This is a genomic window from Pseudomonas sp. BO3-4, assembly GCF_034044115.1.
In the GTDB taxonomy this organism is placed as follows: domain Bacteria; phylum Pseudomonadota; class Gammaproteobacteria; order Pseudomonadales; family Pseudomonadaceae; genus Aquipseudomonas; species Aquipseudomonas alloputida.
Window position 1 is genome coordinate 397025 of record NZ_CP139018.1, and the last position, 26825, is coordinate 423849.

Consider the following 26825-nt stretch of genomic DNA (forward strand, 5'->3'; position numbering starts at 1 on the left):
TCGGGCCTCTTCGCGGGCAAGCCCGCTCCTACAAGGGTTTGTGCCATGGCATGACTGATTTGCCATTTTTCGTGGCGTAAATGGCACCATAGTCCATCCTTGACAGAAAGGTGAGCTAAACGTAAGTTTCAAACAACTGTTTGATCGGCTTCCGCCAAGCGCGGGTCACCCCACAGAACTCACCTAGAGGTTCATCGCAATGCCTGACTACAAAGCCCCCTTGCGTGATATCCGCTTCGTTCGCGACGAGCTGCTTGGCTATGAGGCGCACTATCAGAGCCTGCCGGGCTGCCAGGACGCCACGCCCGACATGGTCGACGCGATCCTTGAAGAAGGCGCGAAGTTCTGTGAGCAGGTGTTGTCGCCGTTGAACCGCGTGGGTGACCAGGAAGGCTGCACCTGGAGCGAATCGGGGGTGAAAACCCCAACCGGCTTCAAGGAAGCCTACCAGCAGTTCGTCGAAGGCGGCTGGCCGAGCCTGGCACATGACGTCGAGCATGGCGGCCAAGGCCTGCCAGAGTCGCTGGGCCTGGCCCTGAGCGAAATGGTCGGTGGCTCGAACTGGTCGTGGGGTATGTACCCAGGCCTGTCGCATGGCGCGATGAACACTATTTCTGCGCATGGCACTGCCGAGCAGCAGCACACCTACCTGACCAAGCTGGTGTCCGGCGAGTGGACCGGCACCATGTGCCTGACCGAACCGCACTGCGGCACCGACCTGGGCATGCTGCGCACCAAGGCCGAGCCACAGGCCGACGGCAGCTACAAAGTGTCGGGCACCAAGATCTTCATTTCGGCCGGTGAGCACGACATGGCCGACAACATTGTCCATATCGTCCTGGCCCGCCTGCCGGACGCACCGGCCGGCACCAAGGGTATTTCACTGTTCATCGTGCCGAAGTTCCTGCCCAACGCCGATGGCGGTGTGGGCGAGCGCAACGGCGTGAGCTGCGGCTCGATCGAACACAAGATGGGCATCCACGGTAACGCCACCTGCGTCATGAACTTCGATGCGGCCACCGGCTACCTGATCGGCCCAGCCAACAAAGGCCTGAACTGCATGTTCACCTTCATGAACACTGCTCGCCTGGGTACCGCGCTGCAAGGCCTGGCCCACGCCGAGGTGGCGTTCCAGGGTGGCCTGAAGTACGCCCGTGAGCGCCTGCAGATGCGTTCCCTGACCGGCCCGAAAGCACCGGACAAGGCCGCTGACCCGATCATCGTCCACCCGGACGTACGGCGCATGCTGCTGACCATGAAGGCCTTCGCCGAAGGCAACCGCGCGATGGTGTACTTCACTGCCAAGCAGGTGGACATCGTCAAGTACAGCCAGGACGAAGAAGAGCGCAAGAAGGCTGACGCCCTGCTGGCGTTCCTGACCCCGATCGCCAAGGCATTCATGACCGAAGTCGGTTTCGAAGCCGCCAACCACGGCGTACAGATCTACGGTGGCCATGGCTTCATCGCCGAATGGGGCATGGAGCAGAACGTGCGCGACAGCCGTATCTCCATGCTGTACGAAGGCACTACCGGTATTCAGGCCCTCGACCTGCTCGGTCGCAAAGTGCTGATGACTCAGGGCGAAGCACTGAAGGGCTTCACCAAGATCGTGCACAAGTTCTGCCAGGCGCAGGAAGGTAACGAAGCGGTCAAGGAGTTCGTCGAACCGCTGGCGGCCATCAACAAGGAGTGGGGCGAGCTGACCATGAAAGTGGGCATGGCTGCCATGAAGGACCGTGAAGAAGTGGGTGCGGCTTCGGTCGATTACCTGATGTACTCCGGCTATGCCTGCCTGGCTTACTTCTGGGCCGACATCGCCCGTCTGGCCGCCGAGAAACTGGCAGCCGGTACCAGCGAGGAGGCGTTCTACACCGCCAAGCTGCAGACTGCCCGCTTCTACTTCCAGCGCATCCTGCCACGTACCCGTACCCATGTGGCGACCATGCTGTCGGGCGCCAACAACCTGATGGCGATGGACGAAGAGCACTTCGGCCTGTCGTACTGATACTGGCGCTGTACCCAAAACCCGCCTGCCCTGACCGGCAGGCGGGTTTTTTACGTCTTCAGGTTCAGCGTGGTCCCTCGTAGGAGCGGGTTCACCCGCGAAGAGGCCGGGCCTGCTGGCCAATCTCCATCAGCCGTTCACCGTTGCCGGCACCACCGTATTCGCGGGTAAACCCGCTCCTACAAGGCTCGCGTGGCGGCCGGAAGTTCGTTCATCCAACCGCAAATTCAACTGTTCCAGTGCACTGCCGATGAAGTGAGGGCACAATGCCATTATTGATCTGCCGGGTTGGAGATTACCCTTGTTTCGTTTTAATGCTGTTCGCGCAAGCCACTTCCTGCCGTCGCTGTTCTTGTTGCTGGCAGGGCTCGCCGCAGCCTATGTGAGAGACCTCAGCGTCTTTTTCACATCGCTGTTCAATGTCCTGCCTACCTTGGTTCTACTGCTGGGCGGCGCCTACTGTGCGGTTTATCGCCGCCAGCGTGAGCTGTTCCTGATGCTGACGGTGTACATCGCCTACTTCCTGCTCGATACCCAGACCGACTTCTACCGTGACCATGGCCGCGTGCGTGAGGACGCCGCGGTGATCTTCCACCTGGTCTGCCTGTTGCTGCCGGCGCTGTTCGGGCTGTACGGCGCCTGGCAGGAGCGCACGCACCTGCTGCAGGACCTGGTCGCCCGCGGTGCCGTATTGTTTGCCGTGGGCAGTGTGGCGGTGGCCCTCCAGCAAAGCTACCCCGAGGCGTTGCTGACCTGGTTGGCGGAGATCCGCTGGCCGGCTTTGCATGGCCACTGGATGAGCCTGATCCAGATGGTCTACCCACTGTTCCTGGGTGTGTTCATTCTGCTGGTGGTGCAGTACCTGCGTGCACCCCGGCCGCTGCACGCTGCGCAGTTGATCGGCCTGCTGGGCATTTTCTGGATGCTGCCGCAAACCTTCATCCTGCCGTTTACCTTGAACATCATGTGCAGCCAGGTAATGCTGATGATCGCCGCGGCTGTGGCGCACGAGGCTTATCAGATGGCCTTCCGTGACGAGCTGACTGGCCTGCCGGGGCGTCGTGCGCTGAACGAGCGCATGCAGCGCCTGGGGCGTAACTATGTGATCGCCATGACCGATGTCGACCACTTCAAGAAATTCAACGACACCCACGGCCACGATGTCGGTGACCAGGTGCTGCGGTTGGTCGCCAGCCGCTTGTCCAAGGTCACCGGCGGTGGCCGCGCCTACCGTTATGGCGGGGAAGAGTTCGCCTTGGTGTTCGCCGGCAAGACTGCCGCGGAATGCGTGCCGCATGTGGAAGCCGTGCGTGAAGTGATCGCCAATTACGTGATGCACCTGCGCGATCAGCACAACCGCCCGCAGGACGATACCGCCGGGCGCCAGCGCCGGGCGGGCAGCGCCGGCGGCACGGTCTCGGTCACCATCAGTATCGGCGTGGCCGAGCGCCAGGCCGATCATCGAAACCCCGAGGCGGTGCTGAAATCCGCCGACCAGGCGCTTTACAGTGCCAAAGGCGCGGGGCGAAATTGTGTCATGGTGCATGGGCGACAATCACAGCGTGGGGCAGTGCGCACGGCGTGACCAGGCGAGACTATACAGTCGGTTGATGACCCTATGTCTCGCAAAAGTTGTTCGGTTACACTGCCAGTAACCCCAGTGTCGCGGTTCCCCGAGACCGCCCCGACCCGACTAGCGAGAGGTTGTCATGGCTGACTATAAAGCGCCCCTGCGCGACATGCGCTTCGTACTGAATGAAGTCTTCAACGTGGCCGAGCAGTGGACGCAGTTGCCCGGGCTGGCCGAGGTTGTCGATGCCGACACGGCCATGGCCGTGCTGGAAGAAGCCGGCAAGGTCACCGCCAAGACCATTGCGCCGCTCAGCCGCGCCGCCGACGAAGAGGGCTGCCACTGGGACAACGGCGCGGTGCGGACCCCAGCCGGTTTCATTGAAGCCTACAACACCTACGCCGAAGGCGGCTGGGTGGGCGTGGGCGGCGACCCGCTGTTCGGCGGTATGGGCATGCCCAAGGCCATCTCGGCCCAGGTCGAGGAAATGGTCAACGCGTCCAGCCTGGCTTTCGGCCTGTACCCGATGCTGACGGCCGGCGCCTGTCTGTCGATCAACGCCCACGCCAGCGAGGCCTTGAAGGAAAAATACCTTCCGAACATGTATGCCGGCGTTTGGGCCGGCTCCATGTGCCTGACCGAGCCGCATGCCGGTACTGACCTGGGCATCATCCGCACCAAGGCCGAGCCCCAGGCTGATGGCAGCTACAAGGTCAGCGGTACCAAGATTTTCATCACGGGTGGCGAACACGACCTGACCGAGAACATCATCCATCTGGTGCTGGCCAAGTTGCCGGATGCACCGGCGGGGCCGAAAGGTATTTCGCTGTTCTTGGTGCCGAAATTCCTGGTCAATGAAGACGGTAGCCTCGGCGCGCGGAACCCGGCCACTTGCGGCTCGATCGAGCACAAAATGGGCATCCAGGCCTCGGCTACCTGTGTGATGAACTTCGACGAAGCTGTCGGCTACATCGTCGGTGAGCCGAACAAAGGCCTGGCGGCCATGTTCACCATGATGAACTACGAGCGCCTGGGCGTTGGCATTCAAGGCCTGGCGTCGGCCGAGCGCTCCTACCAGAACGCCGTGGAGTACGCCCGCGATCGCCTGCAAAGCCGTGCCCCGGCCGGCCCACAAGCCAAGGACAAGGCTGCCGACCCGATCATCGTCCACCCGGACGTGCGTCGCATGCTGTTGACCATGAAGGCGCTGATCGAAGGTGGCCGCGCATTCTCCACTTATGTGGCCATGCAACTGGACAGTGCCAAGTACAGCGAAGACGCCAGCGTGCGCAAACGCAGCGAAGAGCTGGTGGCACTGCTGACGCCGGTGGCGAAGGCCTTCCTCACCGACCTGGGCCTGGAGTGCGCAGTGCACGGCCAGCAGGTATTTGGCGGGCATGGTTACATTCGTGAGTGGGGGCAGGAGCAGTTGGTGCGCGACGTGCGCATTACCCAGATCTACGAAGGTACCAATGGCATCCAGGCCCTCGACCTGATGGGGCGTAAAGTGGTGGCCAGCGGCGGGGCATACTACAAGCTGTTCTCTGACGAGATTCGTCAGTTCATTACCGGTGCAGGCAGCGAACTGGACGAATTCGCCAAGCCACTGGGCGCTTCGCTCGATCAGCTCGACGGGTTGACCGAGTGGGTACTGCAGCAGGCCAAGGGCAACCCGAATGAAATTGGCGCGGCTTCGGTCGAGTACCTGCATGCCTTTGGCTATGTTGCCTATGGCTACATGTGGGCACTGATGGCGCGGGCGGCCCAGGCGGGCGAGGGGGATGCGCCGTTCTATTCGGGCAAGCTGGGCACGGCGCGGTTCTACTTCGCGCGGTTGCTGCCACGGGTGGATTCGCTGGTGGCTTCGGTGAAGGCGGGAAGTGAATCGCTGTACCTGCTGGATGCCGAGCAGTTCTGATCGATTTCTGGGGCTGCTGCGCAGCCCAATCGCGACGCAAGGCCGCTCCCACAGGTATCGCCTAAGTTTGGATAGGTGGGGCCTTGCGTCGCGATTGGGCCGCAAAGCGGCCTCAGCCATCGCATATCAGTGAATGAACTCCCTGTGTAAGCTTTTTCCTACACGACGCGGTGACTTTTCACCACTGTTCTAAGATTGGATCCACTGTTAATCTTTACCACATGGACGTTGCGCAGGAAGCGCATAGGACAGATCAAGGATGACGACGAAGGACCACCTGCCAGGATGGCGGGGCGATACGGATGTCACAGGGAAACAGTCTGGAAAACCCCGCTTCGGCGGGGTTTTCTTTATTTGCGTGTTTTAGGCCAGCACATCCAGCGGTGATGCCCCCAGCAGGCGGGCGTCCGTCTCTTCCTCAAGCAATGTGCGCAGCAGCTCTACAGAGGCCTGCTGGCGCTGGGCATCGCGAAATACCAGGCCAACCTTCAATGGCACGCGCGGCTCGCTCAACGGCTTCCACAGCAGCCCCTGATCATCTTCGGCGGCCTCCTTGGCGCGCCCCGGCAGAATGGTAGCCAGCGCCGTGTGCGCGAGGCTATCGAGAATCCCTGCCATATTGTTCATCTCTGCCTGCACCTGCGGCCGTCGGCCTTGGCTGGCCAGCTGCGCCTGCCAGATCTGGCGGATCTGGAACTCTTCGCCCAGCATCAGCATGGGCAACTCGGCGGCCTGACGGATGGACACCTTCTTGAAGTCCTTCAGCGGGTGGGTATCGGGTATGACCAGTTGCAGCTCATCTTCGTACAACAGCAGGCCATGCAGCCCTGGCTGGCGCGGCGGCAAGTAGCTGATGCCGATGTCCAGGTTGCCATTGAGCAGGCGCCGTTCGATCTCTAACCCTGACAACTCGTAAATCTGCACGACCAGGTGAGGTTGAGCCTTGCGCAGCCGTTCAAGCAGCTGCGGTATCAGGCTTGGCCGCACGGTCTGCAATACACCGATAGCCAAGGTGCGCAGCGACTGGCCCTTGAAGTTGCGCATAGCCTCGTGGGCGCGCTGCAGGCCGTCGAGCAACGGCAGGGCATGGTTGTACAAGGTGTGGGCTGCCAGGGTCGGCAGCAAGCGTTTGTTGCTGCGCTCGAACAGGCTCAGGTCGAGGCTGTGCTCCAATTGGCGAATCTGCTGGGAAAGCGCCGGCTGTGACAGCGACAGGCGTTCGGCGGCACGGCCTACGTGGCCTTCTTCGTACACCGCGACGAAATAACGCAGTTGGCGGAAATCCATAAGCAACACTTATCGAAAATGCTGGAAAAACGAAATGGTCGAAAACCCTGCTGAAGCCTAGTCTATCGCCGTATTCCAAAGGGTTACAGCGATGATTCGGTCGATTGTTACCCCGGATGAAAAACACTTTTGATAGGAAAGGCAAAATATCGAGTGCCGGCACCAAGACCGCACCGTGGCTGCCCTTTACCGTGATTGGTTGGAGCCCTTGATGAACCTGTTCAACCTGCGCCGCTCGGCTCCTGCCGCCGCCGAGCCCAAGCGTGCGCCGGTGATCGTGCCGCACGCGTCTGAGCTGTCGCCTGAGCGCCTGATGCCCGGCGCCGAACGTGCAGCGCAGGTATTCGTGCGTGGCCAGGGCTCGTGGTTGTGGGACAACGAAGGGCATGCCTACCTGGACTTCACTCAGGGCGGTGCGGTCAACAGTTTGGGCCACAGCCCCAGCGTGCTGGTCAAAGCGTTGGGCAACCAGGCTCAGGCGTTGATCAACCCGGGCTCGGGCTTCCACAACCGTGGCCTGCTGGGGCTGGTCAACCGGCTGTGTCAGAGTACCGGCAGTGACCAGGCCTACCTGCTTAACAGCGGTGCCGAGGCCTGTGAAGGGGCGATCAAGCTGGCGCGTAAGTGGGGCCAACTGCACCGCAACGGCGCCTATCACATCATTACTGCCAGCCAAGCCTGCCATGGCCGTAGCCTCGGCGCGCTGTCCGCGTCCGACCCGTTGCCGTGCAATCGCTGCGAACCTGGCCTGCCGGGTTTCAGCAAGGTGCCGTTCAATGACCTCGCGGCGCTGCACGCTGAGGTGGATTCACGCACCGTGGCAATCATGCTCGAGCCGATACAGGGTGAGGCGGGCGTTATTCCCGCTACTCAGGAATACCTCAAGGGCGTGGAAACGCTCTGCCGCGAACTGGGCATCCTGCTGATCCTTGATGAGGTGCAGACCGGTATTGGTCGCTGTGGTGCGCTGCTGGCCGAGGAGCTCTATGGCGTGCGCGCCGACATCATCACCTTGGGCAAGGGCCTGGGGGGCGGCGTGCCGCTGGCCGCCTTGTTGGCAAGGGGCAAGGCATGCTGCGCCGAGCCTGGTGAGCTGGAAGGCAGCCATCACGGCAACGCGCTGATGTGCGCCGCCGGCCTGGCGGTGCTGGACAGCGTGCTGGAACCTGGCTTTTTAGCCCAGGTACAGGACAACGGTCGTCACCTGCGTGAAGGCCTGAGCCGCCTGACCGGGCGCTATGGTCAGGGTGAGGTGCGCGGTCACGGGCTGCTATGGGCCCTGCAACTGAAAGAAAACCTGGCCCGCGAACTGGTGGCTGCGGCCCTCCACGAAGGCCTGCTGCTCAACGCGCCGCAAGCGGATGTAGTGCGCTTTTCACCGGCGCTGACTGTGAGCAAAGGCAACATCGACGAAATGCTGCTGCGCCTGGCGCGCGCTTTCGCCCGCCTGCATGCCCAGCAGCAGGCCCGTCGCGAAGTGCCGGCGTAGCGGCCTGGCAAAGAATTCAACGAACCGTCTGGCGTTCCTGCGCATCGCCCCTGGCCTGTTTCATTCGGCCCGGGGCGTTTTTTTTTGCCTGTGGAACCTCTAAGGCGGGCAGCTAGTCTTTGATGTAACCCTTAAGGAGAGACTCGCATGGACTTTATCCGCATCATCATCGCCATCATTCTGCCGCCGCTGGGGGTGTTCCTGCAGGTCGGGTTTGGTGGGGCGTTCTGGCTTAATATCCTGCTGACCCTGCTGGGGTACATTCCGGGGATCGTGCATGCGGTGTATATCATCGCCAAGCGTTGATACAGGCAGAGATTGGCCCCTGCAGGAGCAGCACAAGGTTGCTCCTGCGGGGGCGCCTGGAACTATTGCACCAACACCCGGCAATAAAATTTCCACTCTTCTTCCAAGGCATGCGCCAGGTTCTCCGCCTTGCGGAACCCATGCCGCTCTCCCGCATAAAAGTGCCCTTCAGCGTCGATCCCGTTGGCCTGCAACGCTGCCAGCATGGACCGCGTCTGTTCCGGCACCACCACTGCATCCAGCTCACCCTGGAAGAAAATCACCGGCACCTTGATGCGCTCTGCATGCAGCAGCGGCGTGCGCTGGCGATAGCGGTCAGCGTCGCGCTGCGGGTCGCCGATCAGCCAGTCCAAGTAATCGCCCTCAAACTTGTGGGTGGCACGGCCCAGGGCTATCGGGTCGCTGACCCCGTACAGGCTGGCGCCGGCGCGAAACACGTCTTGGAACGCCAAAGCGCACAGGGTGGTGTAGCCCCCGGCGCTGCCGCCGCGGATGAACGCCTTGCGTTTGTCGACCACGCCCTGAGCTGCCAGGTATTCGACTACCGCGCAGGCATCGGCCACATCGCTCTCGCCCCAGCGCTGGTGCAGTGCCTGGCGGTATTCCCGACCATAGCCGGTGCTGCCCCGGTAGTTGAGGTCGGCCACGGCAAAGCCGCACTGGGTCCAATACTGGATACGCGGGTCGAGCACGGGATAACAGGCTGAGGTTGGCCCGCCGTGGATGAACACCACCAGCGGTGCGGCGCCTTGCGGCTGCGCTGGCGGGTAGAAGAAACCATGGGCCTGCTCGCCGCCACTGTCGTAATGGACCGGCTGCGGCAGGCTGATTTGCCCTGCTGGCAGTATTTCGGCACCACCGGCCAGTACGCGTACTTCATGGTTGCCGCGGTCAATGGCAATGACTGCCGGTGGGCTGATGGGCGACGCGGCAATGGCATACAGGTGTTCGCTGTCCATGGCCAGGCTGCGAAAGCGTGTGTAGGCACTGGCGAAACGCTCCATACGGCCATCTTCACCACGCAGCCCCAATTGCCCGAAGCCGTCTTCGAACCAGCTGGCCAGGTAGCTTTGCGGGCCCAGTGCCAGCCAGGTACAGGTGCCCAATTGCCAAGGCGCAGCAGCATGGTCTGCCGGTGCGGCAGGCAACGCCTGCCATTGGCCATCGACCTCACCCCAGGGTTGCCAGAAACCATTGCGGTCGGACAGGCAGTAGAGCCGACCTTCGGCATCGAAGCGTGGTTGTTGCAGCGATTCTTCTGCGGCGGCTACACATTGCGCCGGCCCCCAGTGGCCGCTGGCATCGCGCGCGCGATACATCAGCCGGGTGACGGTCCAGGGCTGCGCCGGGCGGTCCCATTCGATCCACGCCAGGCGCTGGCCATCGGCACTGACAGCAGGCGAGGCATAGAAGTCGGCGCCCTCGGCGAGCACCTGGCGGCTGCTGTTACCCAGAGCGACCAGGCGGTGTTCTACCTGCTCGGCATGGCGCTCTTCGACGGCCAGTACCTGGCCGTCGTGCCACTGCACATCGCCATAGCGGCAGCTGGCATCCTGGGTCAGCGCACGCGGTAGCGAATCGTCCAGCGGCTGGGTGTAGACCTGCTGATCCTTTTCGTTGACGAACACCAGCCCGTCGCCACCCAGGCAGAAGCTGCCGCCGCCGTACTCATAAACCCGGCTGCGTACGCTGAAGCCGTCCGGGGTCAGGCAACGGGCCTGGTAGTGCAGCCAGTGCCAGATACGGCACGCTCCATCGGCCGGGCGGAATTCGTTCCAGAACAGCCCGTCGGCACTGACCTTGAGTTCGGCGAAGTCGGTGCCGGCGGCAACCGCCTGGGCCGCGCTGAACTCAGCCGCGGGCGATGACACGGGAGTTTCGATCATTGCGGAAGGTCATCTGTTCGATCGCGAGCTGGGCGGTTTCTGCCTCCTCGCGGGCCTTGAGGATGATGCCGTGCTCGGTCGATTTGGCGCACACCGGGTCTGCGTTGCTGGCATCGCCGGTCAGCATGAAGGCCTGGCAGCGACAGCCGCCGAAGTCCTTTTCTTTCTCGTCGCAGGAGCGGCAAGGTTCGCGCATCCACTCATAGCCACGGAAGCGGTTGAAACCGAACGACTCATACCAGATATGGTGCAAGTCGTGGTCGCGTACATTCGGAAACTGCACGGGCAGCTGGCGGGCGCCGTGGCAGGGCAAGGCGGTACCGTCCGGGGTGATGGTGAGGAACAGGTTGCCCCAGCCGTTCATGCAGGCCTTGGGGCGCTCTTCATAGTAGTCAGGGGTAACGAAAATCAGCTTGCACGGGTTGCCCTCGGCCTTGAGCTTGTCCCGGTATTCGTTGGTGATACGTTCTGCCCGCTCGAGCTGCGCGCGGGTTGGCAGCAGCCCAAGGCGGTTGAGGTGCGCCCAGCCATAGAACTGGCACGTGGCGAGTTCGACAAAGTCGGCCTCCAGGGCAATGCACAACTCGATGATGCGGTCGATCTTGTCGATGTTGTGCCGATGGGTGACGAAGTTGAGCACCATCGGGTAGCCATGGGCTTTTACCGCGCGGGCCATTTCCAGCTTCTGTGCAAAAGCCTTTTTCGAGCCGGCCAGCAGGTTGTTCACCTGCTCGTCGCTGGCCTGGAAGCTGATCTGGATATGGTCCAGGCCAGCCTTTTTGAAGTCGGCGATGCGCGCCTCGGTCAGGCCGATGCCCGAGGTGATCAGGTTGGTGTAGTAACCCAGGCGGCGGGCCTCTGCGATCAGCTGGGCAAGGTCCTGGCGTACCAGCGGTTCACCGCCGGAAAAGCCGATTTGTGCGGCACCCATTTCCCGCGCTTCAGCCATGACCTTGAACCACTGTTCGGTGCTCAGCTCTTGGCCCTGGGCGGCGAAGTCCAGCGGGTTGGAGCAATACGGGCACTGCAGCGGGCAGCGGTAGGTGAGCTCGGCCAGCAGCCACAGCGGCAGGCCGACCTCGGGCGTAGGTGGCAACTCAGGCGAGGACGATCCAGTGTTCGGCACGGGCCACCTCCATGAACTGCTCGATGTCATCGGCCACTTCCGGGACATCGGGGAATTGCTGTTCGAGTTCGCTGATAATCGCTGCCACATCACGCTGGCCGTCGATCAGGCCACCGATCAGGCTCGCGCTGTCGTTGAGCTTGATCATGCCTTCGGGGTACAGCAACACATGGCCCTTTTGCGCCGGCTCGTACTGGAAGCGGTAGCCGGGGCGCCAGTTCGGCACTTGGTTACGGTCGAAACTCATAGGGTGATTCCCTTGTGCCACACCCGTTCCTGGGTGACGGAGTGATAGGGTGGGCGGTTCAGTTCGTAGGCCATGCTCATGGCGTCGAGCATACTCCAGAGGATATCCAGCTTGAACTGCAGTATCTCCAGCATACGCTCCTGGCCCGCACGGGTGGTGTAGTGCTGCAGGGTAATCGCCAGGCCGTGTTCCACATCGCGTCGAGCCTGGCCCAGGCGGGTACGGAAATACTCATAGCCGGCGGGGTCGATCCACGGGTAGTGCTGCGGCCAGCTGTCCAGGCGTGACTGGTGGATTTGCGGGGCGAACAGCTCCGTCAGCGAACTGCTGGCGGCTTCCTGCCAGCTGGCGCGGCGGGCAAAGTTGACGTAGGCGTCCACGGCAAAGCGCACGCCTGGCAATACCAGTTCTTGCGAGCGCAATTGGTCCGGGTCCAGCCCGACAGCCTGGCCCAGGCGCAGCCAGGCCTCGATGCCGCCATCCTCGCCGGGCGCACCATCGTGGTCGAGCAGGCGCTGGATCCACTCGCGGCGCACTTCGCGGTCCGGGCAGTTGGCCAGGATCGCGGCATCCTTCATCGGGATGTTGACCTGGTAGTAGAAGCGGTTGGCTACCCATCCCTGGATCTGCTCGCGGGTGGCGCGCCCCTGGTACATCGCCACGTGGTACGGGTGATGGATGTGGTAATAGGCGCCCTTGGCGCGCAGGGCCTGCTCGAATTCGGCAGGGGACATTGGCAGTGCGTCGCTCATTCGGCTGGCTCCTGTAGAACGATTATCTGGCCTGGCACATCCCTCTCCCTTGTGGGAGCGGGCGTGCCCGCGAACACCGGCGAAGCTGGTGCCATGGACCGTGTTGGCTTTTTCGCGGGCATGCCCGCTCCCACAGGGTCTGGTGTCGCCTCACAGACTGTTTTACAACGCGATGCTCATGCCATCGAAGGCAACTTCGACACCTCGGCGCAGGACTTCGGCGCGCTCGGGTGAGTCTTCGTCGAGAATCGGGTTGGTGTTGTTGATGTGGATAAGTACCTTGCGCTGGCGCGGGAAGCCGTCGAGCACTTCCAGCATGCCGCCAGGGCCGTTCTGGGCCAGGTGACCCATCTCGCGGCCGGTGCGGGTGCCCACGCCACGGCGCTGCATTTCGTCGTCTTCCCACAGGGTGCCGTCGACCAGCAGGCAGTCGGCACCGTGCATCATCGCCAGCAGCTTTTCGTCTACCTGGCCCAGGCCTGGGGCGTAGAACAGCTTGCCGCCGGTGCGGGTGTCTTCGACCATCAAACCCAGGTTATCGCCCGGGTGCGGGTCGAAGCGGTGCGGGGAGTAGGGCGGCGCGGCGCTGCGCAGGGGGAAGGGGGTGAACTTGAGGTTGGGGCAGGCGTCGATCACGAAGCTGCCTTCCAGCTCGATACGGTTCCACTGCAAGCCACCGTTCCAGTGGCTGAGCATGTTGAACAGCGGGAAACCGGTGGTCAGGTCCTGGTGGACCATGTCCGTGCACCACACCTGATGCGGGCAGCCTTCGCGCAGGCTGAGCAGGCCGGTGGTGTGGTCGATCTGGCTGTCCAGCAGGACGATGGCGTTGATACCAGTGTCGCGCAGTGCCCGGGCCGGCTGCATCGGCGCAAAGGCCTGCAGTTGGGCGCGGATGTCGGGCGAGGCATTGCACAATATCCAGTGCACACCGTCGTCGGACAGGGCGATGGATGACTGGGTGCGCGCCGTGGCTTTCAGGGTGCCATCACGGTAGCCCTTGCAGTTGACGCAGTTGCAGTTCCACTGCGGGAACCCGCCACCGGCGGCGGAGCCGAGAACCTGGATGTACATGGCCACTCTCTATGCAGAAACCGGATCTGAAAAACGAAAACGCCCCGGCAGGCCGAGGCGTGAAACCCTAAGCCCGGCTTAGCGGTTAGCGAAGTACATGGTGACTTCGAAGCCGATACGCAGGTCAGTGTATGCAGGTTTGGTCCACATGGAATTACTCCTTCCGAATGAGGGTTGGGTTGTTCAGCTACTACTTGGGTACCGCCATGCGTTGGCAGTTCCGTGAAAACGGGATTGCGCTATCTTACAAGAAAAATTTGAACCGGAAGGTTAATTATTCGAGAAGCGCCGTTGCAGTTCGCGTAATAATCATCGATCTTCACCCTGCCAGGAAGTATCTGGCGCGGCAGCGTTGGCCAAACATAGCCAAGCGGAACCTGGGTCGAGCAGGTCGCTCAGCAGGTGGTCCAGATCCGTCTGCCGCGTAGTCAGGATAGACCTGCGCAGTACATCCAGCCTATCGGCTTGTGTGCCCAAGTGTGTCTGCCACGCCCATTCGGCGACATCGGCATTGGCCATGGCGGGTTCGTCGAATTGCCCGGCCAACGCCTGGCGAGCGGCCGGGTCAAGGGTGACGCCATGGCGCAGCAGGCTGAGCAGGTGGTCGAGCACCTGTGCCTGACCGGTGTTGGGGGACTGCACACCGAACAGCAGCCCACCGACCCCCTCGACCTGACGAAAGGCGCTGAACACCGCGTAGCCGAGTTGCAAGTCTACCCGCAGGCGCTGGTAAACCGGCCCTTGCAGCAATTGGGCTAACAGGCGGCCTGCGGCCTCTTTTGCTGCCGGCAACGGGCAGAACAGCAGCAGGGCATGTTCGCTGCCTGGCACTTGGGCATGCTGCCAGCGGTGGTTGGCCCATGATGGCAGGGGCCCCGGCCGCGAGCCTTGCCCAGGGCACTGCAACAGCGCGGCGCCCAAGGCGTTTAGCGCGGTATTCTCGAAACCTGCAGCCATGCCATGCCACTCGGTGTGCAGCCACAGGCTGTCAAGTTGCTGCTGGGTCAGCGTGCAGGCAGGCACCGCTGCGGGCAGGCTACCCCGTACCGCGTCTGGCAGTTGCTTGAGCAGTGCCCTGATGGGGATCAGGGCCGGGGGCTGCGCCGTGTCGGGCAGCCAGCAACTGGCAGGTGGCTTGAGCATCAAGGCCAAGGCTTGTTCCACTGCCCGCAGCACTGCTGCTGGCAGGCCGGCGCAGCGCAACTGCCAGTATTCTCCGGCGCTGCTGTACTGCAGTTGCACGGAGGCGCGGTCACAGCGTTCCTGCAGTGGTGCCAGGGCCAGTTCCAGCACACGCTGTAGCTGCTGGCGCAAAGGCGAAGGTACATACCAGCGCAGGTACAGCGCAGCGTATTGGCGCGCCGGCGGGAGCTGGTCACTGATCTTCAGCGCTGCCGGCAGCGGCTGCGCCTTGGCATGGGGCAGGTCAGCCTTCAGCAATGGGTCGACTGGTAAAAGCTGCCAATCGCCATGGTCGCCACCTGGCAGGCTTTCCAGCAGGGCGCCAAGCGCCTGCAACCCTTGGGCATCCAGCTTGGCGAACGGCTGGCCTGTGCTGTCCCGGCGTGCCAGCTCGAGCGCGCTGGCACTGTGCGCACGGCTGTGCTGCAACAGGCCGAATTGGTGGTTCAACTGTTCGCGGTCGGCCTGGCGGATGAACCTGAACCAACCTTGCAGCAGGGCGCTGGCTTCGTCCGGGCAAGCGTCGGCACTGAGCTTCAGGTCAAGGTGCCACAGCAGCTGACCGGCGAACGCATACAACCTTTCGGCCGTGAAACGTTGTAGCCAGTCACGCTCGCGAAGCGCGCCCAGCCAGGTACCTGGGCGGCTGTCCTCCAGGTAAGCGATCAGCAGTTCCAGGGCGTGCTCGGCACCGCTGGGGAGGCTTTGGTGCGTGAAGGTCAAAGCGCTAGCCATTGCTGGCAGTGGCGGCGGCAGCATTTGCGGCACGCGCTCACCTGCGGCGAACAGTTCGGCATGCTGCCGGGCAAGGCGTTCAAGTTCATCCAGCGGCTGCGGACCGCAAAGGCTCAGGCAGATCTGGCCGCCTTGGTAGAAGCGCTGATGAAAGCCCGCAAGCGCTTGCTGGAAGGCCGCATCGTGCAAGGCCAGGGTGTATCGATTGCCAGCATGAAAAGCGCCCAGTGGATGCTTGGCTGACACTGACTGCAGCAAGGCGAACTGCTGTTGGGCCGATGGATTGCGCGACCAGGCGATGAATTCGGCATGGATCACTTCGCGTTCACGGCGTTGGCGTTCGATGCCCAGATCCGGTTCTGCCAGCATTTGGCACAGGCGCTCGAGACCGCCACCGAGCGTGTTGGGGGGCACCTCGAAGAAAAAGTCGGTGGCGCGTTCCCGGGTGCTGGCGTTGACCTGGCCGCCCAGGGCTTGCACGTAGCGCATCAGGCCGTCTTCCAGCGGGAAGCGCGGGGTACCGAGGAAGAACAGGTGTTCGAGGAAGTGCGCCAGACCGGGCCATTTGGCAGGCGCGTCGTGGCTGCCCGCGTGCACCCGCAGTGCGGCGGCCGAGCGCTTGAGGCGCGGGGCGTGGCGCAGGGTCAGTTGCAAGCCGTTGGCGAGGGTAAGTTGGCGGATGGCGTCAAGCATGGGGGCTCCGGTGGCTGCTTTCCATGCTAACCGATTTGTTCGTAGGCCCGGCCTTTTCGCGGGTAGGGCGCCGGTATGAAAGGCAGCGCAGACCCCGTGGGAGCGGGCGTGCCCGCGAATGGGCCGCATAGCGGCCCTTGTCAGCCTTTACGCAGGTGCAGCTCCTGGCGCAAATCGGTCAGGTAGGGAAACGCCGTGCGCCCCTGCACCACCCGCTCATGTTCAAGCTCTGCCAACAACTGGCACTCATCCCGCCCGGCCATGGCCAGCAAGCTGCCATCCGGGCCGATGATGCTGCTCTGCCCGCAATACTCGATCTCGTCTTCCGCACCGCAGTAGTTGGCATATACCAGGTAGCACTGGTTTTCCTGTGCCCGCGCTCTCACGGTCACCTGGCAGGTAAAGTCGTACGGCGTCATGTTCGCCGTCGGCACCAGGATCAGCTCGGCGCCATCCAGCGCCAGGCGTCGGGCGTTCTCCGGGAACTCGATGTCGTAGCAGATCAGCAGGCCAACCTTCCAGCCTTCCAGTTCCACCACCGGGAAGTGGTCGGCACCTGGGCTGAACATCGAGCGGTCCAGTTCACCGAACAGGTGCGTCTTGCGGTAATTGCTCAGGCTGCGGCCATGCGCATCGATCAACTGCACGCTGTTGTAGATCGCCCCGTCGTCACCGCGCTCCGGGTAGCCATAGACAATGGCGATGCGGTGCGCCTGGGCGATCTCTACCACGGTCATGGCTGCCGGGCCATCGGCGGCCTCGGCCAGGCGCTCGACCTGGGCCAGGCCGATGTTGTAGCCGGTCAGGAACATCTCCGGGCACACCAGCAACTGTGCGCCGCGTTCGGCTGCCAGCTGCGCCTGGTGGCGCAGCCGTTGCAGGTTGCCGGGCACATCCAGTGGCTTGGGTGCGCCCTGGTACAGAGCGATGCGCATGGTGCCTCCTTGTCTCAATCCGCCAGGGCGATCGGCCCGATTTCGTTGAACACATCGCCCGGGCCGGGGTTGTCGGGGTGGGTGTGGCCACCAAAGTGGTTCATGATACCCCACACCGCATTCAGCGACGTCTGCACCGCGCCTTCAACCCAGGCGGGGGTCCATGACACGTCGTCACCGGCAATGAAGATACCGCGCTGCTCCGCCGGCATGTCCTGCTGCATGAAGTGCGCGTACATGCGCTGGTTGTAGCGGTAATGGCCCGGAAGCGCGCCTTTGAAGGCGCCGAGGAAGTACGGGTCGGCCTCCCAGGAAACCGTGATCGGGTCGCCGATGATGTGGCCGGCGATATCGGTCTTCGGGTAGATCTTCTTCAGCGCATCCAGGGCCAGTTGTACGCGTTTCTCCACCGGGTGCGGCAGCATCTTCAGCGCGTCGCTCATCCACGAGTACGACAGGCAGATCACCCCGGGCTTGTCGTTGCCGTTGTCGAACAGGTAAGTTCCGCGGGTGAGGCGATCGGTGAGGGTCATGCTCAGCAGGTCACGGCCGGTTTCCGGGTCCTTGTCCTTCCAGAACGGGCGGTCGACCATGACGAAGGTTTTCGACGATTGCATGTAGCGGGTACGGTCCAGGGCCATCCACATCTTTTGCGAGAACAGCGATTCCTCGCAGTCGATCTGGGTGGTCAGCAACCAGGTCTGGCAGGTGGCGAGTACTGCGCTGTAGTGGCGGGTATCGCCCCAGTTGTCGGTGACCGCCAGGCGGCCATCGGCGGCGCGGGCAATGCGCTTGACCCCGGTACGCGGTGCGCCGCCATGCAGCGTGCTCAGGCTGGTGCCCTCTGGCCAATGCACGCAGCGTTCCGGTACGTGGCGCCAGATGCCTTGTGGCACTTGTTCCACGCCCCCGACCACCAGGTGCTGGTGGTCGTCGCAGTTGGTCATCACCACGCGGAAGATTTCCAGCATCGAGTTGGGGAAGTCCGAGTCCCAACCGCCGGTGCCGAAACCGACCTGGCCGAACACTTCGCGGTGCTGGAAGCTCAGCTTGGCAAAAGAGCGCGAGGTGGCGACGAAGTCGTAGAAGGTGCGGTCGTCCCACAGCGGCACCAGCTTGTTCCAAAGTTCCTTCAGGCGCGGTACATCACGGTCGCGGATGGCCTGCTGGATATCGGCGAACTGCGCACCACTCTCCAGCGCATCGGCCCAGGCGTCGGCTACCTCATGAAACAGTTGCGGCAGGTCGGTGGGCTTCTCGGCGTAGTAGGTCTGGCCTTCCAGGTCGATCACCGTGCTGCCCGAAGCTGGGGTCAGCGGGTTGGGGAAGGGCTTGGTTTCCAGGCCCAGCTTGTCGACGTAGTGGTAGAAGGCGGTGGACGACACCGGGAAGCGCATGCCACCCAGCTCGGCAACGATCCCGTCAGTGCCATTGAAGGCTTGCGAGCGCAGCCGGCCGCCCAGCTTGGAAGCCTCGTACACCACCGGCTTGAGGCCCAGCTTCATCAGCTCGTAGGCCGCTACCAGGCCGGCGATACCGGCACCGACAATGGCCACCTCTTCCCCATGGCGCTCAGCCGGAATGCTGCCCAGGCCTGCCGGGTGTTCCAGCCAGTCGTCGAAAGCAAAAGGGAAGTCCGGGCCGAAAATGGTGATCGGCTTCTTGCCGTCGGCGGGGTGGCGGTTCTTCTTGTTCATGAAATGACCTTGCCAGAGAGGCTGCGCGAGGAGCGGAGCCTGAGTATAGGAGATGCCCGGCTGTCATTTTAGGGAGTGAGGTGTTCGTAATTAAGGTGCAGAGTGTTGTCTGAATGTAGTTAGTTTCGTCGTAATGATTAAGCTTATGTTCATTAAGACGAGGCAGGCGGTCGAGGTAGTTCACAAACCGCCCTGGCCCTTTGTAGGCGCGGGTTCACCCGCGAATGCGTCGGTAGATTCTCTGCCCCATTCGCGGGTAAACCCGCTCCTACAACCGGCCTCATCGATAACCCCACCCGAGCGCCAGTCCGTTCAAAGCGGCTGTCCACGGTCCACCTTGCTGCTGAGAATGATCGACGTGGTGGTTTTCTCCACCCCGTCGACACTGCCAATCTGGTCGAGCAACTGATCCAGCTGCTCGGGCGAGTCCGTACGCAGCCAGGCCACATAGTCGAATTCGCCGCTTACCGCACACAGCTGCTGCACCTGGCCCATGGCACTCAGGCGCCGCACCACGTCCTTGCCGGAGCGTGGCTGCACCTTGATCCCGACATACGCCTGCAACCCGCCGCCTATCACACTCTGGCCCAGGCGTACGCCATAGCCGGAGATAACCTTGTTCTTCTCCAGACGCTCCAGGCGCGAATTGACGGTGGTGCGGGCGATGCCCAGCTGGCGGGCGAGGGTGGCGACACTTTCGCGGGCATTGATCTGCAGCAGGGCGATCAGCTGGCGATCGATTTCATCCAGCGTGATGGAGCGGGCATCCGACATGGCGAGTCTCTACGGTTGGCCCGCTAGCCTAGCCAGCCTGTGCCAATCAGGGCAAGGCCAGGTACAGTCGATCACCGTTGACGGCGTCGGCTTGGCACTTTGGGTTAGAACGGCCGCGCATGTCCGAAGGCTGCGTCTTCGGCATTAATTCGGCATGATGAAGTGCTAGTTCAACGGGAACCTCAGCGTGAACCTCGACCACCTGCTCGAATGCTGGCGACTGGAAGTCTCCAACAAGAAAAGGCCCGGACGCCCAATCAGCCTGCTGTTCAACGTGCTGCGCCGCGCACGCAAGGACAACAAACTGCGTTTCCTCTTCGCCTATCGCCTGGCCCAGTACCTCGACGCCCGCGGCGGCCTTGCCCGGCGTCACGCCCGGCGCATGCAACAGCGGCTCAACCTCAAGTATGGGGTGGACATCGACATCGGCGCCCAGATTGCCCCCGGCCTGCGCATCGCGCACCTGCCGGGGGTGGTGATTACCCGGTACGTCAGCATCGGGCGCAATTTCTTCATCCGGCAGAGCTGCTCGATCGGCATCAAGACCCTGGGGTTGCAGGAGTACGCACTGCGCATTGGTGACAACGTGAGCATGGGCGCCAACAGTTGCATCGTTGCTGATCGCATCGACATTGGCGATGACGTGGTGATTGGCGCGATGTCGTTGGTTACGCGGGATATTCCGCGTGGCATGACCTTCTACAACCCACGGCAGGTCGAGATGCGTCCGGGAGGGGATTAACCAACAGCGGTACATTTGCGGACGTTGGCAGAGGGGGCGGTGGAGCAGGCTGGGAGGGTTCTGATGGGGTTGCCCATGGTTGATGGCCTCGCCCGATGGACTGGATCGTGCAGTGGTGCGGCCTTCTTCGTTTATCCCCAGGCGCCGCGCCAGTGATGAGCACGCCGAACGAATACGCAAAAGGCTTAAGGCAGTTGGCTCTGTAGCCAGCTTCTTGGCGTCCGTTGTCACGGGGCAGGCCCAGGTTCATTCATAGGCTTGCTCATCTGTGAGCCGATTAGCGAGCATATTCGGCTCATTTTGTGAGCTGATAATGGCGGCTATTCGGCTCATTGTCTGATCCTCAAGCTAGGGTGTTTGGCTTGAAGTATCGATAGGGCACCTTTCCGCGATTATCGGCGTGCTGGGTGATCGGCTTCTTGGTGGGGCTGATTTCGCTGAGATGGTGTTTCAGCGCCACTTCCAAGGTCATGCGCTCGGCGCCGCTGCGCTGGATGTACACGCCCCGAACATTTATTTCTTGCGGGCATGAAAAAGCCGCGCAGTGCGCGGCTTGTAAGCTGGTGGGCCCACACGGACTCGAACCGTGGACCAAAGGATTATGAGTCCTCTGCTCTAACCAACTGAGCTATAGGCCCTCAGTAAGTGGGCGGATTATAACGAGGGTTTCGCACCTGTGCCATCTGAAAGATCCGATAGTGCTATGCGAAGAAACGCGGCCGCGAATTCCTCTGGCGGTAGCGGGAGGCTGACGATGTAGCCCTGGATCTGCTCGCAGCCCTCGGCCGCCAGAAAACGTTGCTGGGCCTGGTTCTCCACGCCTTCGGCAATGATGGTCAACTGCATGCTGCGGCCCAAGGCAATGATCGCCCGGGCAATGGCGGCGTCGTGTGGATCGTCGGGCAGGCCGCGGATGAACGACTTGTCGATCTTGAGGATGTCCAGCGGCAGGCGCTTCAGGTAGCTCAGAGAGGAATAGCCGGTGCCAAAGTCGTCGATGGCTAGCTGTACACCCAGTTTTTTCAGTTGGTACAGCACGGCCAAGGCCTCCTCTGCCTGGCTCATGATGAAGTTCTCGGTGATTTCCAGCTGCAGGTCACCGGCCCTCAGCTGGTAGTGCTTGAGCAGTTGTTCGATGCGCCGTGCCAGGTGTGGGTGGCGCAGCTGGGCGCCGGCAAGGTTGATCGACAGCGGGCCGAAGGGTTCGTAGTGCTGCTTCCAGGCCTGCATCTGCCGGCAGGCTTGCTCCAGTACCCAGTCGCCGAGCTGCAGGATGGTGCCATTTTCTTCCGCCAAGTGGATGAAGTGTTCCGGCGGTACCTCACCAAAGGTCGGGTGGCTCCAGCGGATCAGCGCTTCGGCACCCACCAGGCTCTGGGTCTTCAGGCTGAGCTTGGGCTGGAAGCACAGGCTCATTTCGTTGCGTTCGACGGCCCGGCGCAGCTCATGCTCCAGGGCGATGCGCTCGCTGGCCTGGGCGGTGAGGTCGCGGGTGTAGGCTTCGACGCGGTTGCGGCCTTTGGCTTTGGAGCGGTACATGGCGGCGTCGGCGTTGCGGATCAGTGTGGAGACGTCAGTGCCATCCTGTGGGTAAAGACTGATGCCGATGCTGGCGCTGGTGAAAAACTCATGCTCGCCGGCCTGGAACGGTGCGTTGAAGCAGGCCAGTAGTTTGTTGGCGATAGTGCTGGCGTCACTGGGCTTGTGCAAGCCGGGCAGCAGAATGATGAATTCGTCGCCACCCAGGCGGGCTACGGTGTCAACATCGCGTACCTGCTCTTTCAGGCGCTGGGCGATGCCCTTGAGCAGCAGGTCGCCGACCGGGTGGCCAAGGCTGTCGTTGATGTGCTTGAAGCGGTCGAGGTCCAGGAACAGCACTGCGCCTTGGCGGTTGGACACCTGCGCGCAGGTGAGTACGCCCTGCAGCCGGTTTTCGAACAAGGTGCGATTGGGCAGGCCGGTCAGCGGGTCGTGGTGGGCCTGATAGTCGAGTTTGGCCTGGGCATGCTTGATGCTGGAGATGTCTGCAAAAACCGCCACGAAGTGGGTGATCTCGCGGTCGCTGTTGCGCACGGCGCTGATGGTCAGCCAGCTTGGGTAAAGTTCGCCGTTCTTGCGCTTGTTGTAGATTTCGCCTTGCCAGTGGCCCTCGGCGGTAAGCTGGTGCCACATGGCCAGATAGAAAGCGCTGTCGTGCTGGCCAGAGGCGAGCAGGCGCGGGGTCTGGCCGAGGGCCTCGATCTCGCTGTAGCCGGTGATCTCGCTGAAGGCGCGGTTGACGGCACTGATGCGCTGGTCAATGTCGGTAATCAGCACCCCTTCGGCAGTGTTCTCGAACACAGTGGCGGCCAGCTGCAGTTTTTCTTGCATCAGGTGACGCTCGGTGATGTCGCGGGCGATGGTCAGCATGCAGTCGACGCCGGTAATCGGCAGGGGCCGGGCGGACAGCTCGCACAGTCGGATCTGCCCGTCGCTGCGGCGGATATGGCAGGTGAAGTCGCGCACGAAGCCGTCACGGTTGAGCTGGTCGACCAGGCGTTTGCGCTCGTTGAGGTCGACCCAGATACCCAGGTCCAGCGAGGTCTGGTCAATGGTTGGGTTGAGGTCGTAGCCGGTGAGGCGGCAGAAGCCTTCGTTCACCTCCAGCAGCAAGCCGTCGCTCTGGCGCGACAGCAGCAGGCCGTCGGGCGAAGCGTGGAAGGCCTTTGCGAACTTTTCTTCAGAAGTTTGAAGCTGCTGCTGGGTCTCCTTGAGCTGGCTGATGTCGCGTACCGCCACTACCAGCGCGGGTGTGCCGTCCAGTTCGAAGGTTTCAGCCGAAGTCAGGCCAGTGAACAGTTGGCCGTTGCTGCGGCGGAAGCTCATTTCCAGGTTACGGATACCCCCTTGGTGCAACCTTTGAAGCAGGAGCGGGCCACTGCCCTCTACGCCCCACAGGTCAAGGTCGGTGGCAGTGCGGCCTATGACCTGGTCTGGGGGCAGTCCGATCTGCTCTTCGAAAGCCTCGTTCACCTCCAGCAGGCAGCCATCGCTGTGGCGAGCGATCAGCAAGATATCGGGGCACTGCTGGAATACCGAGGCGAACTTCTGTTCGGACAGACGCAGGGCGTCCTCCGTGCGCTTGGTTTCGCTGATGTCGATCATCAGCCCGCGCATCACTGGCTGGTGGCCGTGCTCGATCATACTGACGATGTTGCGTATCCAAAGGGGCTGACCGTCAGCCCGGATCACCCGGTAGTCCAGGCTGTGGTCGCGCCCCGCTGCGGTCTCGCTGTCGCAGTAGGCCTGGGCCCAGAGCGCGTCCTCCGGGTGCAGGATACTGCGCCAGAAACCGGGCCTGAGCCAGTCACTCAATGGGTAGCCGAGCAGATCTTCGGCATGGGGTGAAACGTAGCTGTAGGTGAAGTCGTTGGCATCGGCTTCCCAGGCGATGGCTGACAGGCTCTCGACCAGGCCGCGGTAGTGGTACTCGCTGCTGCGCAGTTCTTGCTCAAGGGCGATGCGCCGGGAAATTTCCGAGCTGAGCCGGCGGTTGATGCGAATGACCACTGCCAGCACAGCCATCAGCAACAGCACCGTTGGCAGGCCATACACCAGCAGGTCGGACCAGAACATCCGCTGGTCGACCACATTACCCACCCAGTGCTGCTGGATCTGGCTGATTTCGCTGCTGCTCATGTCGGCCATCACTTTGTCGAGGATGCCGACCAGCACGCTCTTGTCGCGGGGAACGGCCATCGCCAACTGGTAGCGGTAGGGTGTTTCGCCGCTGACGTAGAGGCCGTCGAGCTTGAGTTGGCGCAGGCTCCAGATACTGGAAGCGAGGTCGCCGACCACGGCATCCACTTGGTCGGTGGCCAGGGCTTGCAGCGTGGAGCTGACATTTGGCAGGGCAACCAGGTTGAGGTCCGGGTGGTGGGTACGCAGCAACTCGTGCGGGGCGTAGTTCTCGACCACGGCAATTTTCAGGCCGTACAGGTCAGCCAGCTTGCGCGGTTGTGCGCCGCCTTTGTGCGCGAGGATGACAATGGGGAAGTCGAGGTACGGGCGAGTGAAAGCCAGGAAGCCCTGGCGTTCGGGGGTGGACATGATGCCGGGCAGCAGGTCGATACGGCTTTCCCGCGCTTGCGCCAGCACCTCGGTCCAGCTGCTGGGTTCGACCGGTTTGAACGTCACGCCCAGGCGCTGCTGGATCATGGCGATGTAGTCGGCGGCCAATCCCTGGTACCGGCCCTCCTGGTCGCGAAACTCGAACGGTGGCCAAGAGGCGTCTACACCCAGTTTCAGCTGCGGGTGGGCAGCCAGCCAGGCGTTCTCCTCATCTGTCAGGGTCAGGGCGCCGGCCGTTGTGTTCCACAAAATCAGGATCAGCAACAGAATGGCCGGCTTCAAGGACATGGCAGCCTCGCACTCAGGTGGTCTGCAGTCGAGTGTAGACGGGCATTGCTGCAGGTGTGCAACGGAAGGCGGGCTTTATGTCTCGGGCCACTAAAGAAAAACCCCGGCCTGGGCCGGGGTTTTGTCATCACTCGTCGAGGAAGGAGCGCAGGTGCTCGCTGCGAGTCGGGTGGCGCAGCTTGCGCAACGCCTTCGCTTCGATCTGACGGATCCGCTCACGCGTTACGTCAAACTGCTTGCCCACCTCTTCGAGGGTGTGGTCGGTGTTCATGTCGATACCGAAACGCATGCGCAGCACCTTGGCTTCACGTGCGGTCAGGCCCGAGAGCACGTCACGGGTGGCTTCCTTGAGGCTTTCGACCGTGGCTACGTCGATCGGGGACTGCATGGTCGAGTCCTCGATGAAGTCGCCCAGGTGCGAATCTTCGTCGTCACCGATCGGGGTTTCCATGGAGATCGGCTCTTTGGCGATCTTCAGTACCTTGCGGATTTTGTCCTCAGGCATTTCCATGCGCTCGCCCAGCTCTTCCGGAGTCGGTTCGCGACCCATTTCCTGCAGCATTTGGCGGGAAATACGGTTGAGCTTGTTGATCGTCTCGATCATGTGCACCGGAATCCGGATGGTGCGTGCCTGGTCGGCGATCGAACGGGTGATCGCCTGACGGATCCACCAGGTGGCATAGGTCGAGAACTTGTAGCCGCGACGGTATTCGAACTTGTCCACCGCTTTCATCAGACCGATGTTGCCTTCCTGGATCAGGTCGAGGAACTGCAGGCCACGGTTGGTGTACTTCTTGGCGATGGAAATCACCAGACGCAGGTTCGCCTCGACCATTTCTTTCTTGGCGCGGCGGGCCTTGGCTTCACCGATCGACATGCGACGGTTGATTTCCTTGATCTCGGCAACGGTCAGGCCGGTTTCGGTCTCAAGGTCGATCAGCTTCTGTTGGCAAGCGACGATGGCAGCGTTCTTTTCACCCAGGGCGGCAGCCCACTTGGTGTTGCGCTTGGCCAGGTCACCGCTCCAGGTCTGGTCGGTTTCGTTGCTTGGGAACATGCGCAGGAAGTCGGCTCGCGGCATGCGGGCGTCACGTACGCAGAGCTGCATGATGGCGCGTTCTTGCTGCCGCAGACGGTTCAGGGCATCACGTACACGCTCGACCAGTACCTCGAACTGCTTCGGTACCAGTTTGATCGGCATGAACAGGTCAGCCAGGGCCTGCAGGGCCTCGATGCTTTCCTTGTGGTTACGACCATTTTTCTTCAGGACCTTGGAGGTCGCCTGAAGCTGATCGGATACCGCACCGAAGCGTTGGGCTGCGACTACCGGGTCCGGGCCGCTCTCGGCCTCTTCCTCGTCGTCACCGCTTTCGGATTCTTCTTCGTCGTCGTCGGACTCTTCCTTCGCCGCAGCGGCCTTGGCGCCTGGGATCGGCACTTCTTCGGTTGGCGCGGCAATGTTGTCGTCAGGGTCGATGTAACCGCTGAGGACGTCCGACAGGCGGCCACCCTCGGTGGTGACGCGATCATATTCGCCGAGAATGTAGTCGACAGTGCCCGGGAAGTGGGCGATAGCGCCCATGACTTCACGAATGCCTTCCTCGATACGCTTGGCGATTTCGATCTCGCCTTCGCGGGTCAGCAGCTCGACAGTACCCATTTCGCGCATGTACATGCGCACCGGGTCGGTCGTGCGGCCGATATCGGTTTCAACTGCCGCCAATGCAGCAGCGGCTTCTTCGGCCGCGGCTTCATCGGTGTCGGCTTCCGCCAACAGAAGGGCATCCGCATCCGGAGCACTCTCGAATACGTTGATCCCCATGTCGTTGATCATGCGGATGATGTCTTCCACCTGTTCCGGATCTGAAATATCCTCAGGCAGGTGGTCGTTGACCTCCGCGTAAGTCAGGTAGCCCTGCTCACGACCGCGGGTGATCAACTCTTTGATACGAGACTGCTGTTGCGCTTTTCCGGACATAACACCCTATCCACTGAAGGTCTTGGCGGGC

Annotated in this window: 20 protein-coding genes and 1 tRNA gene; 6 read left to right on the plus strand and 15 right to left on the minus strand. The window is 62.2% G+C overall.

The genetic code is table 11. The features are described from left to right. Positions 1-199: 199 nt before the first annotated feature. The 3 genes from REH59_RS01750 (at position 200) to REH59_RS01760 (ending at position 5493) form a co-directional block, all read left to right on the plus strand. Positions 200-2005 (plus strand): phenylacyl-CoA dehydrogenase, encoded by a 1806-nt coding sequence (locus REH59_RS01750; RefSeq protein ID WP_004577123.1) that lies wholly within the window; start codon positions 200-202, stop codon positions 2003-2005. Positions 2006-2306: 301 nt separating this feature from the next. Further along, a complete protein-coding gene (locus tag REH59_RS01755) occupies positions 2307-3590 on the plus strand; it encodes a GGDEF domain-containing protein (RefSeq protein WP_003255601.1) in 1284 nt (427 codons plus the stop codon). 124 nt (positions 3591-3714) lie between these two features. After that, the gene (locus REH59_RS01760; protein WP_003255600.1) at positions 3715-5493 is read left to right on the plus strand and encodes an acyl-CoA dehydrogenase C-terminal domain-containing protein; all 1779 of its coding nucleotides are present in this window, start codon (positions 3715-3717) and stop codon (positions 5491-5493) included. Between the two features lie 363 nt (positions 5494-5856). Here REH59_RS01760 and REH59_RS01765 read toward each other — a convergent pair whose 3' ends face one another. Beyond that, positions 5857-6780: a LysR family transcriptional regulator gene (locus REH59_RS01765; protein ID WP_003255599.1), complete on the minus strand. Its 924-nt coding sequence runs from the start codon at positions 6778-6780 to the stop codon at positions 5857-5859. A 211-nt stretch (positions 6781-6991) separates the two neighbouring features. Between REH59_RS01765 and REH59_RS01770 the strand changes: the two genes are divergently transcribed. Continuing rightward, the gene (locus REH59_RS01770) at positions 6992-8269 is read left to right on the plus strand and encodes an aspartate aminotransferase family protein (protein WP_014860211.1); all 1278 of its coding nucleotides are present in this window, start codon (positions 6992-6994) and stop codon (positions 8267-8269) included. Positions 8270-8416: 147 nt separating this feature from the next. Continuing rightward, positions 8417-8575, plus strand: coding sequence for a YqaE/Pmp3 family membrane protein (locus tag REH59_RS01775; RefSeq protein WP_009681539.1), 159 nt, complete (start codon positions 8417-8419; stop codon positions 8573-8575). A gap of 62 nt (positions 8576-8637) precedes the next feature. Here REH59_RS01775 and REH59_RS01780 read toward each other — a convergent pair whose 3' ends face one another. The 10 genes from REH59_RS01780 to REH59_RS01825 form a co-directional block, all read right to left on the minus strand. Then, a complete protein-coding gene (locus tag REH59_RS01780) occupies positions 8638-10461 on the minus strand; it encodes a S9 family peptidase (protein WP_014860210.1) in 1824 nt (607 codons plus the stop codon). Beyond that, positions 10427-11587, minus strand: a complete 1161-nt coding sequence (pqqE, locus tag REH59_RS01785) for a pyrroloquinoline quinone biosynthesis protein PqqE (protein ID WP_014860209.1) — start codon at positions 11585-11587, stop codon at positions 10427-10429. The genes REH59_RS01780 and pqqE overlap by 35 nt, the downstream gene beginning before the upstream one ends. Next, positions 11559-11834 (minus strand): pyrroloquinoline quinone biosynthesis peptide chaperone PqqD, encoded by a 276-nt coding sequence (pqqD, locus tag REH59_RS01790; RefSeq protein WP_003255595.1) that lies wholly within the window; start codon positions 11832-11834, stop codon positions 11559-11561. The genes pqqE and pqqD overlap by 29 nt, the downstream gene beginning before the upstream one ends. Beyond that, positions 11831-12586 (minus strand): pyrroloquinoline-quinone synthase PqqC, encoded by a 756-nt coding sequence (gene pqqC / locus REH59_RS01795; RefSeq protein ID WP_003255592.1) that lies wholly within the window; start codon positions 12584-12586, stop codon positions 11831-11833. Before pqqC ends, pqqD begins: the two co-directional genes overlap by 4 nt. Before the next feature lie 162 nt (positions 12587-12748). Continuing rightward, positions 12749-13660, minus strand: a complete 912-nt coding sequence (gene pqqB, locus REH59_RS01800; RefSeq protein WP_003255590.1) for a pyrroloquinoline quinone biosynthesis protein PqqB — start codon at positions 13658-13660, stop codon at positions 12749-12751. Between the two features lie 78 nt (positions 13661-13738). Next, entirely contained in the window at positions 13739-13810 is a 72-nt protein-coding gene (gene pqqA / locus REH59_RS01805; RefSeq protein ID WP_003243383.1) for a pyrroloquinoline quinone precursor peptide PqqA, read from the minus strand. Positions 13811-13969: 159 nt separating this feature from the next. Continuing rightward, the gene (pqqF, locus tag REH59_RS01810; protein ID WP_014860208.1) at positions 13970-16270 is read right to left on the minus strand and encodes a pyrroloquinoline quinone biosynthesis protein PqqF; all 2301 of its coding nucleotides are present in this window, start codon (positions 16268-16270) and stop codon (positions 13970-13972) included. A gap of 140 nt (positions 16271-16410) precedes the next feature. Then, complete coding sequence (locus REH59_RS01815; protein ID WP_003255587.1) at positions 16411-17205, minus strand: carbon-nitrogen hydrolase family protein; 795 nt, start codon at positions 17203-17205, stop codon at positions 16411-16413. Positions 17206-17219: 14 nt separating this feature from the next. Next, the gene (locus REH59_RS01820; RefSeq protein WP_003255585.1) at positions 17220-18902 is read right to left on the minus strand and encodes a flavin monoamine oxidase family protein; all 1683 of its coding nucleotides are present in this window, start codon (positions 18900-18902) and stop codon (positions 17220-17222) included. Positions 18903-19214: 312 nt separating this feature from the next. After that, entirely contained in the window at positions 19215-19676 is a 462-nt protein-coding gene (locus REH59_RS01825; RefSeq protein WP_011953292.1) for an Lrp/AsnC family transcriptional regulator, read from the minus strand. A gap of 187 nt (positions 19677-19863) precedes the next feature. Here REH59_RS01825 and REH59_RS01830 point away from each other — a divergent pair, with 187 nt between their 5' ends. Continuing rightward, on the plus strand, positions 19864-20418 hold the full coding sequence (locus tag REH59_RS01830; protein WP_014860207.1) for a serine acetyltransferase: 555 nt from the start codon (positions 19864-19866) through the stop codon (positions 20416-20418). Between the two features lie 343 nt (positions 20419-20761). Here the strand turns inward: REH59_RS01830 and REH59_RS01835 are convergent, their stop codons facing one another. From REH59_RS01835 to rpoD, 4 genes are all read right to left on the minus strand, one after another. Further along, positions 20762-20920: a hypothetical protein gene (locus tag REH59_RS01835; RefSeq protein WP_004576185.1), complete on the minus strand. Its 159-nt coding sequence runs from the start codon at positions 20918-20920 to the stop codon at positions 20762-20764. Positions 20921-20979: 59 nt separating this feature from the next. After that, a tRNA-Ile gene (locus REH59_RS01840) sits at positions 20980-21056 on the minus strand. 16 nt (positions 21057-21072) lie between these two features. Further along, entirely contained in the window at positions 21073-24816 is a 3744-nt protein-coding gene (locus REH59_RS01845; protein ID WP_003255580.1) for a bifunctional diguanylate cyclase/phosphodiesterase, read from the minus strand. 127 nt (positions 24817-24943) lie between these two features. Next, complete coding sequence (rpoD, locus tag REH59_RS01850; protein WP_003255578.1) at positions 24944-26794, minus strand: RNA polymerase sigma factor RpoD; 1851 nt, start codon at positions 26792-26794, stop codon at positions 24944-24946. Between the last annotated feature and the right edge of the window lie 31 nt (positions 26795-26825).

Bases quoted from the DNA above. Each gene is read 5' to 3' on its own strand.
- REH59_RS01750 (WP_004577123.1), top strand. From the start codon at position 200: ATGCCTGACTACAAAGCCCCCTTGCGTGATATCCGCTTCGTTCGCGAC.
- REH59_RS01760 (WP_003255600.1), top strand. From the start codon at position 3,715: ATGGCTGACTATAAAGCGCCCCTGCGCGACATGCGCTTCGTACTGAAT.
- REH59_RS01765 (WP_003255599.1), bottom strand. From the start codon at position 6,780: ATGGATTTCCGCCAACTGCGTTATTTCGTCGCGGTGTACGAAGAAGGC.
- REH59_RS01770 (WP_014860211.1), top strand. From the start codon at position 6,992: ATGAACCTGTTCAACCTGCGCCGCTCGGCTCCTGCCGCCGCCGAGCCC.
- REH59_RS01775 (WP_009681539.1), top strand. From the start codon at position 8,417: ATGGACTTTATCCGCATCATCATCGCCATCATTCTGCCGCCGCTGGGG.
- REH59_RS01780 (WP_014860210.1), bottom strand. From the start codon at position 10,461: ATGATCGAAACTCCCGTGTCATCGCCCGCGGCTGAGTTCAGCGCGGCC.
- pqqD (WP_003255595.1), bottom strand. From the start codon at position 11,834: ATGAGTTTCGACCGTAACCAAGTGCCGAACTGGCGCCCCGGCTACCGC.
- pqqC (WP_003255592.1), bottom strand. From the start codon at position 12,586: ATGAGCGACGCACTGCCAATGTCCCCTGCCGAATTCGAGCAGGCCCTG.
- pqqB (WP_003255590.1), bottom strand. From the start codon at position 13,660: ATGTACATCCAGGTTCTCGGCTCCGCCGCCGGTGGCGGGTTCCCGCAG.
- pqqF (WP_014860208.1), bottom strand. From the start codon at position 16,270: ATGCTTGACGCCATCCGCCAACTTACCCTCGCCAACGGCTTGCAACTG.
- REH59_RS01815 (WP_003255587.1), bottom strand. From the start codon at position 17,205: ATGCGCATCGCTCTGTACCAGGGCGCACCCAAGCCACTGGATGTGCCC.
- REH59_RS01820 (WP_003255585.1), bottom strand. From the start codon at position 18,902: ATGAACAAGAAGAACCGCCACCCCGCCGACGGCAAGAAGCCGATCACC.
- REH59_RS01825 (WP_011953292.1), bottom strand. From the start codon at position 19,676: ATGTCGGATGCCCGCTCCATCACGCTGGATGAAATCGATCGCCAGCTG.
- REH59_RS01845 (WP_003255580.1), bottom strand. From the start codon at position 24,816: ATGTCCTTGAAGCCGGCCATTCTGTTGCTGATCCTGATTTTGTGGAAC.
- rpoD (WP_003255578.1), bottom strand. From the start codon at position 26,794: ATGTCCGGAAAAGCGCAACAGCAGTCTCGTATCAAAGAGTTGATCACC.